This window comes from Mycobacterium persicum, from assembly GCF_002086675.1.
Classification (GTDB): Bacteria; Actinomycetota; Actinomycetes; order Mycobacteriales; family Mycobacteriaceae; genus Mycobacterium; species Mycobacterium persicum.
This window is the reverse complement of the sequence record NZ_MVIF01000130.1, coordinates 1-13,306: the sequence shown is the minus strand read 5'-3', so window position 1 is coordinate 13,306 and position 13,306 is coordinate 1. Positions and strand designations below refer to the sequence as shown.

At 68.2% G+C, this 13,306-nt stretch carries 10 protein-coding genes and 3 pseudogenes; 9 read left to right on the top strand and 4 right to left on the bottom strand.

Features of this window, described 5'->3' with window-relative positions:
- Window positions 1–620, top strand: a 620-nt coding sequence (locus BST40_RS30300) for a PE-PGRS family protein (RefSeq protein ID WP_158084036.1), incomplete at its 5' end; no start/stop codon positions are given.
- 77 nt (window positions 621–697) lie between these two features.
- Window positions 698–1,321, top strand: coding sequence for a PaaI family thioesterase (locus BST40_RS25380; RefSeq protein ID WP_075547558.1), 624 nt, complete (start codon window positions 698–700; stop codon window positions 1,319–1,321).
- Here BST40_RS25380 and BST40_RS25375 read toward each other — a convergent pair.
- Window positions 1,318–2,904, bottom strand: a complete 1,587-nt coding sequence (locus tag BST40_RS25375) for an MmgE/PrpD family protein (protein WP_158084035.1) — start codon at window positions 2,902–2,904, stop codon at window positions 1,318–1,320. The two genes, BST40_RS25380 and BST40_RS25375, sit on opposite strands and share 4 nt — an antisense overlap.
- A gap of 107 nt (window positions 2,905–3,011) precedes the next feature.
- On the opposite strand from BST40_RS25375, the gene thrS reads away from it, so the two are divergent.
- From thrS to BST40_RS25345, 6 genes are read left to right on the top strand one after another with little or no spacing between them, the layout of a single operon-like run.
- On the top strand, window positions 3,012–5,099 hold the full coding sequence (gene thrS, locus BST40_RS25370; RefSeq protein ID WP_075547603.1) for a threonine--tRNA ligase: 2,088 nt from the start codon (window positions 3,012–3,014) through the stop codon (window positions 5,097–5,099).
- Entirely contained in the window at window positions 5,092–5,664 is a 573-nt protein-coding gene (locus tag BST40_RS25365; protein ID WP_075547556.1) for an ATP adenylyltransferase, read from the top strand. The genes thrS and BST40_RS25365 overlap by 8 nt, the downstream gene beginning before the upstream one ends.
- Window positions 5,665–5,679: 15 nt before the next feature.
- A complete protein-coding gene (gene pgsA, locus BST40_RS25360) occupies window positions 5,680–6,378 on the top strand; it encodes a phosphatidylinositol phosphate synthase (protein WP_075547555.1) in 699 nt (232 codons plus the stop codon).
- Window positions 6,375–7,325: a phosphatidylinositol mannoside acyltransferase gene (locus tag BST40_RS25355; protein ID WP_075547554.1), complete on the top strand. Its 951-nt coding sequence runs from the start codon at window positions 6,375–6,377 to the stop codon at window positions 7,323–7,325. The genes pgsA and BST40_RS25355 overlap by 4 nt, the downstream gene beginning before the upstream one ends.
- Window positions 7,326–7,357: 32 nt before the next feature.
- Complete coding sequence (locus BST40_RS25350; protein ID WP_083156116.1) at window positions 7,358–8,494, top strand: glycosyltransferase family 4 protein; 1,137 nt, start codon at window positions 7,358–7,360, stop codon at window positions 8,492–8,494.
- Window positions 8,494–9,555 (top strand): NUDIX hydrolase, encoded by a 1,062-nt coding sequence (locus BST40_RS25345; RefSeq protein ID WP_083156114.1) that lies wholly within the window; start codon window positions 8,494–8,496, stop codon window positions 9,553–9,555. Before BST40_RS25350 ends, BST40_RS25345 begins: the two co-directional genes overlap by 1 nt.
- A gap of 277 nt (window positions 9,556–9,832) precedes the next feature.
- On the opposite strand, the pseudogene BST40_RS33660 reads toward BST40_RS25345, so the two are convergent.
- The 3 genes and pseudogenes from BST40_RS33660 to BST40_RS25335 all read right to left on the bottom strand — a co-directional run.
- Window positions 9,833–10,512 (bottom strand): annotated as a pseudogene (locus BST40_RS33660) (PE-PPE domain-containing protein); the annotation flags it as partial.
- A gap of 135 nt (window positions 10,513–10,647) precedes the next feature.
- Window positions 10,648–11,288: pseudogene (locus BST40_RS33655) on the bottom strand (PPE family protein); the annotation flags it as partial.
- 62 nt (window positions 11,289–11,350) lie between these two features.
- Complete coding sequence (locus BST40_RS25335; protein ID WP_420891065.1) at window positions 11,351–12,796, bottom strand: PPE family protein; 1,446 nt, start codon at window positions 12,794–12,796, stop codon at window positions 11,351–11,353.
- 384 nt (window positions 12,797–13,180) lie between these two features.
- Between BST40_RS25335 and BST40_RS29680 the strand changes: the two are divergent.
- Window positions 13,181–13,306, top strand: a pseudogene (locus BST40_RS29680) (pyridoxal 5'-phosphate synthase lyase subunit PdxS); the annotation flags it as partial.

Genomic DNA, 13,306 nt, shown 5'->3' with positions numbered 1-13,306 from the left:
GCGGCGGCATAGGGGGCACCGGCGGTGCTGGCGCCTCGGGCGGTTCGGGCGGCAGTGGCGGTGACGGCGGCTCTGCCGAAGCCAGCGCGAACCGCACTGCCGCCGGCGGCACCGGCGGTGGAGGCGGGGACGGTGGGCTCGGCGGCACCGGCGGTACCGGCGGTGGCGGCGGCTCGGGTGGCAACGGTGGTCGCAGTGGGCTGCTGTTCGGCAACGGCGGTGCCGGCGGCGTCGCCGGCACCGGCGGCCAGGGTGGTGCCGGCGGCACCGGTGGTCAGGGAGGTGTCGGCGGCACCGGTGGTGACGGCGCCGGCGTGACCCCAAACAATGGCGCTTTCGGCGCTGGCGGATCCGGAGGCACTGGCGGCGACGGCGGCGCGGGTGGCACCGGAGGCAACGGCGGCGGCACCGGTATCGGCGGACTCGGCGGTTCGGGAGGTTTGCTGATCGGCCAAGCGGGCGTCAACGGCTCCGCTGGCGGTGGCGGTGCCGGCGGCGCCGGTGGCAGCGGCGGCGGGCTGGGCGCCGGCGGTACGGGCGGGACCGGAACCACCCAGAACGGAGGCGATGGCGCCGACGGCAGCATCGGTGCTGACGGCCTGTCTGGCCAACCGGGTTAAACCAGGGCTCACCACGCGGGCCGGCACGTACCGTGCAACCTGATACCGTCCTAATACGGTCCTAATACGGTGTTGTGATGGCAGGTCAGCATCAACGACACCCGGGCGGCGGATTCAATCCCCCCGAACCGACCACCAAGGGTGGGCCCGACTACGGCCGGTTCATCGACGCGGTGCGCAAGCTGCAAGACCATGCCCGGGCCGCCGATGCCCCCGACGACGTGATCACCGAGGCCGCCGACCTGCTGGAGAAGGTGTCGGCACTGCTGACGCCGTTCGACGCCGACGAATGGCACTCGCCGTCGGGCCGGCGGATGGACCTGTTCGTGCGCGGCAACATCCTGACCGTGCCGATGTCGGCGCGTAAGACCGACGACGGCCGGATCCACGGCTGGGCCCGATTCGCCCGATTTCACCTGGGCCGCAACGCCGCCGTGCACGGCGGGGCGCTCGGGTTGCTTTTCGACACCGTCCTGGGTTTGACGGCGTCGGTGCTCACCGGCAGCACCCGGCAACGCACGGCCTACCTCACGATCAACTACCGCAATATCGTGCCCATCGAAACAAAGTTGCAGGTCGACGCGGGAGTCGACCGGGTCGACGGGCGCAAGATCTTCGTCTCCGGCCGGTTGACCGACGGCGACACCGTGCTGACCGAGGCCGACGCGTTGTTTGTGCGGCTCAAGCCCGGGCAGCCTTAGTTCTCAGCCTTAGTTCCCAGCAGGCGCCACAAGCCGGCGGCGTCGGAGTCGATCGCCTCGACGATGTTCTCGGTGCCCCGCGAGTCCCACACCGCAGGTCCACAAGCGGAGAGTTTCTCGCGGCTGACCTCGTCCGGACTGGTTCTCATGTTCCCGGCTCCGCCGTGGGGAATGTCGCGTTCGGCCACCAGCTCGCGGCCGTCGCGCAACCTCACCCGCACTCGCGCCGGAAACGTCATCGTGAACGCGTCGAGTGCCGCCGGCGCCCACGGCGGTCCGGTCGCGGCGCGGCCGGCGGCACCGATCCCGCGCGCTCGCAGGGCGCGCAGCACGGCCATGCCGTCGCCGACACCAACACGAATCCCCTTGTGCCCGCGGCGAGTTCGTCGAACAGCGGCGAGCAGCCGGCGGGTTGGCGTGCCGGCCGTGATCGCGCGCACCGGAAGCAGCGGCGCCATCGCCTCGGCCGTGCGCAGGGTAAGGGACCAGTCGTGGCGCACCGACACCCGGTCGGCCACCTCGGCGAGCTCGCGGTGGTGGGTGGCCAGCCACTCCTCGTTGACCTCGACGGGCGTGAGCCGGCCGGCGACCAGCGTGACCGCGACGGTCCACGGGATCGAGAAGCTGATGGTCACCGGCGTGGGCATCCGGACGGCCGTGTACCCGTGCGACATGGCGTCCATTCCGCACGTCAGCACGCCCGCCTCGACGACGACCGACGCGACGTCGGCGGCCGGCGGCGGCCCGAGTTCAAGCAGCGCATCGACGGTTGTATCAACATAGGCGCACCCCGGGTAGCGCTTGATGCTCATCGTCCGGGTCGCCCATCCGGAGCCAAGGCCGCCGAGAAGCGCGGGCAGCGGCGCATAGCAGAACGCATCGAAAAAGCCCTGCGGATGGTCCAGGGCATCCAGCGGACCGGTGACGCCGCGGGCAGCGAGTCGGGCGGCCCGCATCCCGGCCAGAGTCGGCTCGGCCGCCGTCAGTAACTTCGAGTCGGGCGCCATGAACCCGGGCACCGTGGCGCGCGGAGCTTGGTAAAGGGCAAGCGCCAGGGCATGCGCCAGCCGGCCGGTGTCCAGCCCGAGCAGGCGTCCTGCGGCGACCGCCGATCCGGCGGCGTGCACGAACGACCACAGCTGACCATTGAGCGGTCCGAGCAGGCAGGCGCCGCCCAACCGGGCCTCGAGTTCGTTAGCCGCAATCTGGGCGGTGAGTTGCTCGGCCGCCGAGGCGCCGGTCTCGGCGGCCAGCACTACCGGCACCAGCACGGCGGAGTGGCCGGCGTGAGCGAAGCACACATAGTCGTCGAAATCGAGCGCGATCGACAACGCGGCCGCCGCATACAGGGCAGCGTCGACGGCGACCGAGCGGGGCAGCCCTGGCACGAGAACCGGGCCGTCCCCGGCCCAGGTTTCGACGCCCGCGAGCACCCGCCGGGATGCGACGTCGCCGGTCGAAGCGGCCACGGCGGCGAACACGGATCGGCGTTGGGCGCGGCAGAGGTCGACCACCGCGTCCGGGACGTCGTCGAGACGAAGGTCAGCGACCCATGCGGCCAACCGTTCGATGGTCGTCACCACGATCGCACGGTAGGCGCGCATCGATCGACGGGTCAATCCGCGTGGTCGGGCACACCGATAGCATGGTCGCGTTCGTTCCGACACGCCCCAGCCTTGGAGACCACCCGATGAGCCCCCCCGCACACCCCGTCCCCGGAGCCGACGGCGGCGACCCGCGGCACCCGATCCGGGTTCCGGCCGGGACCACCGCGGCGGCCGCGGTCAGCGAGGCGGGGTTGCCCAGGCGGGGCACGCCCGACGCGATCGTGGTGGTGCGCGACGCCGAGGGCAAGCTGCGCGACCTGGGCTGGGTGCCCGATGTCGACGTCGAGGTGATGCCGGTGCCGGCCAACACCGAAGAAGGCCGCAGTGTGATCCGGCACTCGGCCGCCCATGTGCTGGCTCAGGCCGTCCAGGGCCTGTTCCCGCAAGCCAAACTGGGCATCGGCCCGCCCATCACCGACGGCTTCTACTACGACTTCGACGTGGCCGAGCCGTTCACGCCCGAGGATCTGGCGGCGCTGGAAAAGCGGATGCGCCAGATCGTCAAGGAGGGACAGCTATTCGACCGACGGGTCTATGCGTCTAAGGACCAGGCCCGCGCGGAGCTGGCCAACGAGCCCTACAAGCTCGAACTCGTCGACGACAAATCCGGGGACCCAGACATCATGGAGGTCGGCCCCCCAGGTAGTAATGACGAGCTCACTGCTTACGACAACCTCAATCCCCGCACCCGGCAACGTGTTTGGAGTGACTTGTGCCGCGGACCCCATATCCCGACCACCAAACACATCCCGGCCTTCAAGCTGACCCGGAGTTCGGCGGCCTACTGGCGCGGTGACCAGAGAAACGCCAGCCTGCAACGGATTTACGGCACCGCGTGGGAGTCACAGGAGGCGCTCGACCGACACCTGGAGCTCATCGAGGAGGCGCAACGGCGCGATCACCGCAAGCTGGGGGTCGAGCTGGACCTGTTCAGCTTCCCCGACGAAATCGGTTCCGGCTTAGCGGTTTTCCACCCCAAGGGGGGCATCGTGCGTCGCGAGCTGGAGGACTACTCGCGGCGCAAGCACACCGAGGCCGGCTACCAATTCGTCAACAGCCCGCACATCACCAAGGCCCAGCTGTTCCACACCTCCGGACACCTGGACTGGTACGCCGACGGCATGTTCCCCCCGATGCATATCGACGCGGAACACAACCCGGACGGCTCGGTGCGCAAACCCGGCCAGGACTACTACCTCAAGCCGATGAACTGCCCGATGCACTGCCTGATCTTCCGGGCGCGCGGCCGGTCCTATCGTGAACTGCCGTTGCGGCTCTTCGAGTTCGGCACGGTGTACCGCTACGAGAAGTCCGGCGTGGTGCACGGGTTGACCCGGGTGCGCGGGCTGACCATGGACGACGCGCACATCTTCTGCACCCGTGACCAGATGCGCGACGAGTTGCGCTCATTGCTGCGGTTCATCCTCGACCTGCTCGGCGACTACGGTCTGACCGACTTCTATCTGGAACTGTCCACCAAGGACCCGGACAAGTTCGTCGGATCCGATGAGGTCTGGGAGGAAGCCACCAACGTGCTGGCCGAGGTGGGTGCCGAATCCGGCCTGGATCTGGTGCCGGACCCGGGCGGCGCCGCGTTCTACGGCCCCAAGATCTCGGTGCAAGTCAAGGATGCGTTGGGCCGCACGTGGCAGATGTCGACGATCCAGCTCGACTTCAACTTCCCGGAGCGCTTCGAGCTGGAATACACCGCCAAAGATGGTGCGCGGCAGCGCCCGGTGATGATCCACCGCGCGCTGTTCGGGTCGATCGAGCGGTTCTTCGGCATCCTCACCGAGCACTACGCGGGGGCGTTCCCGGCGTGGCTGGCGCCGGTTCAGGTGGTCGGCATCCCGGTCGCCGACGAGCACCTGACATATCTGGAAGATGTTGCGGCACAGCTGAAGTCGTACGGGGTACGGGTCGAGGTGGATGGCAGCGACGACCGGATGGCCAAGAAGATCGTGCATCACACCAACCAGAAGGTGCCGTTCATGCTGCTGGCCGGTGACCGCGACGTGCAGGCCGGCGCGGTCAGCTTCCGGTTCGGCGACCGCACCCAACTCAACGGCGTGCCGCGGGACGCGGCGGTGGCGGCGATCGTGGAGTGGCTCGCAACCCGCGAAAACGCTGCTCCGACAGCTGAACTGGTGAAAGTGGGCAGCGGTGGGTGACGAGCAGCACGCTGACCGCGAGGACAGCACGATCTTGGATCGGGGCGTCGGTCAGCGCGACCACCTAGAGCGGCTGTGGACGCCCTACCGGATGAACTACCTCGCCGAAGCGCCGATGAAGCGCCCCGAGGCCGAGCGCTCGCAGCCGTTCACCGAAATCCCGCTGCTATCCGACGAGGAAGGTCTGGTGGTGGCCCGCGGCGAACTCGTCTACGCCGTGCTCAACCTCTATCCATACAACCCGGGGCACCTGATGGTGGTGCCTTACCGTCGGGTTTCGGAGCTCGAGGACCTGACCGAGCGGGAGAGCGCGGAGCTGATGGCGTTCACCCAGAAGGCGATTCGCGTCATCAAGAAGGTGTCGCGGCCACACGGCTTCAACGTCGGCCTGAACCTGGGCACGTCGGCGGGCGGCTCGCTGGCCGAGCATCTGCACGTGCACGTGGTCCCGCGGTGGGGCGGCGACGCGAACTTCATCACCATCATCGGCGGCTCCAAGGTGATTCCGCAGTTGCTGCGCGACACCCGCCGGTTGCTGGCCACCGAATGGGTCAGGCAGCCGTGAGCAGGAGCGGCGCGCATGAGTAAGGTGCCGTTTCTGTCCCGGGCGGCCTTTGCGCGGATCACCGATCCGCTGGCCCGGGCGCTGTTGTGGATCGGCCTGACGCCCGATGCCGTCACCATCATCGGGACCACGGCTTCGGTGGCCGGTGCGCTGGTTCTTTTCCCGATGGGCAGGCTGTTTCCCGGTGCGTGTGTGGTCTGGTTCTTCGTGCTTTTCGACATGTTGGACGGGGCCATGGCCCGGCAACGCGGCGGTGGCACCCGATTCGGCGCGGTGCTGGACGCCGCCTGCGACCGCATCAGTGACGGCGCGGTGTTCAGCGGTCTGCTGTGGTGGATCGCGTTCGGCATGCGTGACCGGCTGCTGGTGGTGGCGACGCTGGTTTGTCTGGTCACCTCGCAAGTGATCTCCTACGTCAAGGCGCGGGCCGAAGCCAGCGGCCTGCGCGGCGACGGCGGCATCATCGAACGCCCGGAGCGGTTGATCATCGTGCTCGTAGGTGCGGGAGTATCGGATTTTCCGTTCATCGCGTGGCCGCCGGCGTTGCCGGTGGCCATGTGGGTGCTGGCCGTGGCCAGCGTGATCACCCTGGGTCAGCGGTTGCACACGGTCTGGACTTCGCCCGGGGCCACCGACCGCATACCGCCATCGGGCGGTGGGACGCAAACGCAAGGTCACCCGAAACCGGGCAGCCCCGGAAAGACGCAGCAGTGACCGCCACCCCGGCCGGCGTGCAATTCCGCGGGAGCCCGCGTCGCCTGTTGACCGGTCATGCGACCGACTGGGCCTATGCGGCAGGCTGGCGGGTCGTGCGCGCGATGCCGGAGTTCGCCGCTCGCAACGTCTTCGATGCCGGGGCGCACTACGCGGCTCGCCGTGGCGGGCCCGAGCAACTGCGCAAGAATCTGGCCCGGGTCATCGGGGTGCGGCCCGCCGACGTCCCGGACGCCTTGATGCGTGCTTCGCTGGAGTCCTACGCCCGCTACTGGCGCGAGGCGTTCCGGTTGCCGACGATGAACCACCGCAAGGTGGCTCGACAGATCGACAACTCGTTCCAGGGTCTCGACCATCTGGATGCCGCGCTGGCCGCGCGCCGCGGTGTTGTGGTGGCTTTGCCGCACAGCGGAAACTGGGATATGGCCGGCATGTGGCTGGCGCAGACGTATGGCACGTTCACCACCGTCGCGGAACGACTCAAACCCGAGTCGTTGTATCGGCGTTTTATTGAGTACCGGGAACGCCTGGGGTTCGAGGTGCTCCCGCTGTCCGGCGGCGCCAAACCGCCGTTCGAGGTGTTGTGCGACCGGTTGCGGGCCAACCGGGTGGTCTGCTTGATGGCCGAGCGCGACCTGACCCGCAACGGCGTCCAGGTGGACTTCTTCGGTGAACCCACCCGGATGCCCGCGGGGCCGGCCAAGCTGGCCATCGAGACCGGAGCGGCGTTATTGCCGGCGCACTGCTGGTTCGAACCCAATAGTTGGGGTTTTCGGGTGTATCCGGCCCTGGACTGCACCAGCGGCGATGTCGGCACCATCATCCAGGCGTTGGCCGACCGGTTCGCGGCCAACATCGCCGAGCACCCCGCTGACTGGCACATGCTGCAACCGCAGTGGCTGGCTGATCTGTCGGAGGCCCGGCGGACCCGGCTGAGGCACAATTGAGGCCCAATTGAGGCCCAATTGAGGAAAGCCTGATGCGCATCGGGATGGTCTGTCCCTACTCGTTCGACGTGGCGGGTGGCGTGCAGTCGCATGTGTTGCAGCTCGCGGAGGTGATGCGCGCCCGCGGGCACGAGGTCAGCGTGCTTGCGCCGGCATCACCACATGCGGCGCTGCCCGACTATGTCGTCTCCGGTGGCAAGGCAGTTCCGATTCCGTACAACGGGTCGGTGGCACGGCTCCGCTTCGGCCCGGCGACCCACCGCAAGGTCAAGAAGTGGCTGTCCGAAGGCGATTTCGACGTCTTGCACCTGCACGAGCCGAACGCCCCGAGTTTGTCGATGCTGGCCCTGAACATCGCGGAAGGCCCGATCGTGGCGACGTTTCACACGTCGACCACCAAGTCGCTGACCCTGACGGTGTTTCAGGGCATCCTGCGGCCGATGCACGAGAAGATCGTCGGCCGGATCGCGGTGTCGGATCTGGCCCGGCGCTGGCAGATGGAGGCGCTGGGCTCGGACGCGGTGGAGATCCCCAATGGCGTGGACGTGGCGTTCTTCGCCTCCGCAGCGCCGTTGGACGGATATCCGCGGCCGGGCAAGACGGTGCTGTTCCTGGGCCGCTACGACGAGCCGCGCAAAGGCATGGCCGTGCTGCTGGCCGCGTTGCCTGCTGTTGTGCAGCGTTTTCCGGAGTTGCAGCTGCTGATCGTCGGCCGCGGCGACGAGGACCAGTTGCGCAGCCAGGCGGGCGGATTGACGCGCTACCTCCGCTTTCTTGGCCAGGTCGACGACGCCGGCAAGGCCTCGGCGATGCGTAGCGCCGACGTGTACTGCGCCCCCAATACCGGCGGCGAGAGTTTCGGCATCGTCCTGGTCGAGGCGATGGCCGCCGGTACCCCGGTGGTCGCCAGCGATCTGGACGCCTTCCGGCGGGTGCTGCGAGACGGCGAATTGGGATGTCTGGTCCCGGTCGACCCCCCGGATTCACAGGCCGCGGCGCTGGCCGATGCGCTGAGCCGGGTGCTCGACGACGACGCGCTGCGTCGCCGGTACGTCGCCGCCGGCGCTGACGCGGTTCGTCGGTACGACTGGTCGGTGGTGGCCAGCCAGATCATGCGGGTCTACGAGACGGTCGCCGGGGCCGGCGTCAAGGTGCAGGTCGCCAGCTGATGATGTGGCTGCTCGCCGCCGTCGTCGCGATGCTGTTCGTGGTGCTGGTGGCATTCGGCGCCTGGGGTTATCAGCGCGCCAACCGGCTGGACCGGCTGCACGTCCGCTACGACCTGTCCTGGCAGGCGCTCGACGGTGCGCTGGCGCGGCGCGCGGTGGTGGCGCGTGCGGTCGCTATCGAGGCCTACGGTGATGCGGCCGAGGGCAGGCGGTTGGCGGACCTGGCCGACGCGGCCGAGCGCGCCGCGCGGCAGGCGCGCGAGGCCGCGGAAAATGAGCTCTCCGCTGCACTGGCGGTGGTCGACCCGGCGTCGCTGCCGACGGCGCTGGCTGCCGAGTTGGCGGACGCCGAAGCCCGGGTGGTGCTGGCTCGCAGATTCCACAACGACGCGGTGCGCGACACCCTGGTGCTGCGCGAACGGCGCATGGTGCGGGCTTTCCGGCTCGGTGGAAGGGCGCCGCTGCCAACGTATTTCGAAATCGCGGAGCGTCCCCACGCGCTGGCCCACGGCGACCGGGCCGACCACGGTGACCTGATCCGACGCACCTCGGCGCGCGTGGTGCTGCTCGACGAGACCGGTGCGGTGCTGTTGCTGCACGGTTCGGACCCGGCGGCCAGGGAATCCGAAGGCCCCGCGGTGCCTCGGTGGTGGTTCACCGTCGGCGGTGAGGTGCGCACCGGGGAGCAGCTGGCTGCGGCGGCTGCGCGGGAGCTGGCCGAGGAAACCGGTCTGCAGGTCGAGCCGGCCGACTTGGTCGGCCCCGTCTGGCGACGCCACGACGTTTTTGAGTTCAACGGCTCGCTGCTCGACAGTGAAGAGTTCTACCTGGTGTACCGCACGCGGCGGTTCGAGCCGTCCATCGAGGGCCGAACCGAGCTGGAGCGCCGCTACATTCACGGCGCCCGCTGGTGTGACGCCACCGACATCGCGCGGTTGGTGGCCGCCGGCGAGCAGGTGTACCCGTTGCAGCTCGGCGAGCTGCTGCCCGAAGCCAACCGGCTGGCGGATGCGTCGGGCGACGCTGTGCGCAATACCGTTGTGCCGCAGTCCATTCGCTGATCGGTGCGGGGTCTCGCCGGGCCGATCTCAGGGGGAGCCGCGGCAACCACGATGACAGCGGTCGCAGCCCCACATCGGCCAGTGCGTCGTTGATGCCTTGCACGGTGCCGCGCTGCAGCGCCGCGGCCACGTCGAACACGCTGATGCCCGGGAACAGCCCGGCCGGGGTGGGAACGTCGGCCGGCCCCTGCCTGTAACCGTGTTCGAGGTTGCCGCGGCCCCAGTTCACCAGGACCTTCAAGTTGGGCTGGATCAAGTCGGCCAGCGGTTCTCCGACGAAGGGGATGGCGCGCACCGGAGCCAGCATCGGCAGATCCTGGACGGGGATCGTGATGTAGGTGGTCAGTGACCCCGGTGTCACCGGCTGAACCACACCCGTGACAACCCATTCGGGCGTGAGCGCCGGGAATTGGGAGTGCAGAATCAAGGCGCCGGCGACGGCGTTGACGTCTGCCAGGATATTGATCGGGTACTGCGGAAAATCGCTGATCCACCGTATTCGAGTGAGTAAACGGTGGTCGGATAGACATTCGCCGGCGTCGCGGGAAAGAACGTAAAGTCCGCGATCGGTATATGCACTCCCGGGAAGCGGGAACCGATCAGCACGAACGACAGATCGCTCAAGGCCGGCCGTTGGTCGGCCGGCAAGGTCGCGGGATGGCGCAGTTCTTCGCCGACGATCACGGCGCCTTGCGAGTAGCCCAGAATGGCGGTCTTTTGCCCCAAGGCGAATTGCGTCATGATCGTCGAGTTCAGGTTCGCGACGCCCTGGGCCACCGACTGGTCGAGACTTAAGCTGCCCAGACCGGTTAACGGCCACAGCTTCGACGGCGTTACCAGGAAGTTGGCGGCGTATCCGGTGAAGGCGGGGTCGACGGGGTGGATGAACAGGTCCGAAACGGCCGCGGTGTAGAAGATTCGGGGCAGCGGACTGAACGCCGTCCCGCCCAGGGTCACCACCACGCCGCCGACCCCCAGCCTTTCGAGCACGCTGGTGACGCCGACGTCGCCGTTTTGGGGGTTCGCGTAGCCGATCCAGCCCTCGCCGACGTTGACGAGGCCGATATTGCGCTCGCCGACGTTCCAGATGCCGACGTTCGCGTCGCCGGTGTCTTCGAAGCCGATGTTGAATTGGCCGACGTTGCGGGTGCCGATGTTCGCGTTGACATAGTTGTTCCAACCCGCGTTGAAATTCCCCACGTTGTCAAAGCCGAGGTTGAAGCTGCCAAGGTTGCCGTTGCCGATGTTGACGTTGCCGGTGTTCCCAGTGCCGATGTTGATGTTCGGGAGCTGCCAGCTGGCAATGGCGCTGTCGGCCGTATCCGCCAATCGTTGCGGCAGTTCCTGCCATGGCGGTAACTGCGCGACAGCTGCCGAGGCGCTCAGGTGGTAGCCCAGCATGGCGGTCACATCCTGCGCCCACATCTGCTCATATTCGGCCTCGGCGAGTGCGATCGCCGGCGCGTTTTGGCCGAACAGATTGGACATCACCAGCGACAGCAACTGAGACCGATTGACTGAGATGATCCCGGGATGCACGGTGGCGGCTGCGCCGCCTCGAACGCGCACACCGCTGATCGGGCCTGAGCGGCCGCCTGCTCGGCGTCAGCAGCCGTCGCTTGCAACCACGCGGCATAGGGCGCTGCCGCGCCCAGCATCGCCGCCGACGCCGCACCCAACCACGTCCCGCCCGCCAGCCCCGCGGTCAACGCCTCGAACGAGGTGGCCGCCGAGCTCTCGCGGGTATTTGCCCGTGTGGACGATCAAATGCGTTGCGTCGACGAAATCCGCCGGGTCAGGACAGTTGCGGGAATCGCGGCGGCGGCAAACCCAGGTCGGCCATGGCGGCATGCAGGCCCTGCCCGGCCCCCTCGACCAGTTGGCCGGCAACGGTAAGCGGGTCGAATTGCGGGAACAGGCCGGCCGGGGTGGGGACATCCTGATAGGCGGTGCGGTCATAACCCAACTCCACGAGCACCCGCAGATCCGGCTGCACCAGGTCGGCCAGCGGGTTTCCCAGGATGGGGATCGCGCGCAGCGGGTTGAGCAGCGGCAGATCATGGGTGGGGATCAGGATGTACTTGGTCATGGTGTCCGCCGGCGACACGGGCTGCACCACACCGGTAGCGATCTGAGCGGGCGTGAGGTCCGGATAGCTGGAGTGGATGTAGAACTGGCCGGCGACGGCGTTGGCGTCGGCGAGCAGGTTGAGCGGGTACTGCGGGAAGTCGGCCTGGAAGTCGTATTGAATCGCGTAATCGGTGGTCGGGTAGGCGTTGGCCGGGGTGGCGCCGAAGAACGGCAGATCCAGAATCGGGAGGTACAGACCGTGGAAGCGCTCGAGGAATCCGCCGTTGGGCCGGTTGGGGTTGGCGGCCAACACAAATGACAGCTGGTCAGCGGTGGGCCGTTGGTCGGCGGGCAGGGTCAGCAGGTGCTGCATTTCCAGGGTGGCAACCGAGGCGCTCTGCGAGTAGCCGAATACCACGGTGGGGCTGCCGTTCTGCGCCATGATCGCGTCGTTGAGCACTTTCGCGCTCTGCACCATGGACTGGCCGACGGTCAGACTCGTCAGACCCGTGAGCGGCCAGTACTGCTCCGGGGTGTACAGGCCTTGGGCGAGGTAGCCCGGGTGGATCGGGGCGAGGAACAACTGGTCGATGCGGCTTACATAGCTCGACGTCGGCTGCAGCAACGCGGTGCCCATGACGAGCGCCGTGCCCGGCGCCATCGCCACCGGGCCTGCCGCGCCGGGTGTCGACGGGCCGCCCAGCAGCTGCTGCCACGGAGTCAGCCGGTTGGCCAGTGCCGACGCATTGGAGTAGTAACCGGACATGGCGGCCACATTCTGGGCCCACATCTGCTCGTATTCGGCCTCGGTGGCCGCGATCGCCGGGGCGTTCTGGCCCAGCAGGTTCGACGCGATCAGCGACACCAGCCCGGTCCGGTTGACCGCGACCATCGCCGGGTGCACCGTGGCCGTCAGTGCGGCCTCGAACGTGCTCGCGGCCACCCGGGCCTGCCCGGCCGTCTGCTCGGCATGCTGCGCGGCCGCGCTCAGCCAGGCCAAATATGGTGTGGCCGCGGCCGTCATCGCGGTCGACGCGGCGCCCTGCCAGGATGCCGCCAGACCCGAGGCGACCGACTCGAAGGAGGCCGCCGAGGCCTGCAGGTCGGCGGCCAGCCCGTCCCAGGCGGCCGCGGCCGCCAGCATCGGCGCCGGACCGGCGCCGGCGTACATCCGCGCGGAGTTGATCTCCGGCGGTAGCACGGTGAAGTTCATGACACGCGTTTCCTTCGCGGCGCTCTCAGCTGCCGTGCGATGTGGCTGGCCGCGGACTTTCGTACGCCGGCCGTCGCCGTGCACGGGCGAGTGAAAACCCAATGGAATAGCGGTCCTGCCCGAAAGGACGTCAATTACTGTATGACAGCGTGGGCGCGCTCGCCGGGCCTTCGGCAAATTTCGTCGGCGCCCAACGACGTTGGGGCTCAAAAGGGTTGCGGCCCGATTGGTTTACCGTCTGAACGCGGCCATGACCCCCGCCCGCAGCGCCGCGCGGAGCCGAAAAACCCGGTTTTCGCTCACCACTAGACTGGTGCCCGCATCGAAGGAGAGAAGAAGCGAGTGGACACCTCGAACGGGGCCCCGCCATCCGGGTCGGCCACCGGCCAGGCCGGTACGGCGCGGGTCAAGCGTGGTATGGCCGAGATGCTCAAGGGCGGCGTGATTATGGACGTCGTCACCGCGGAG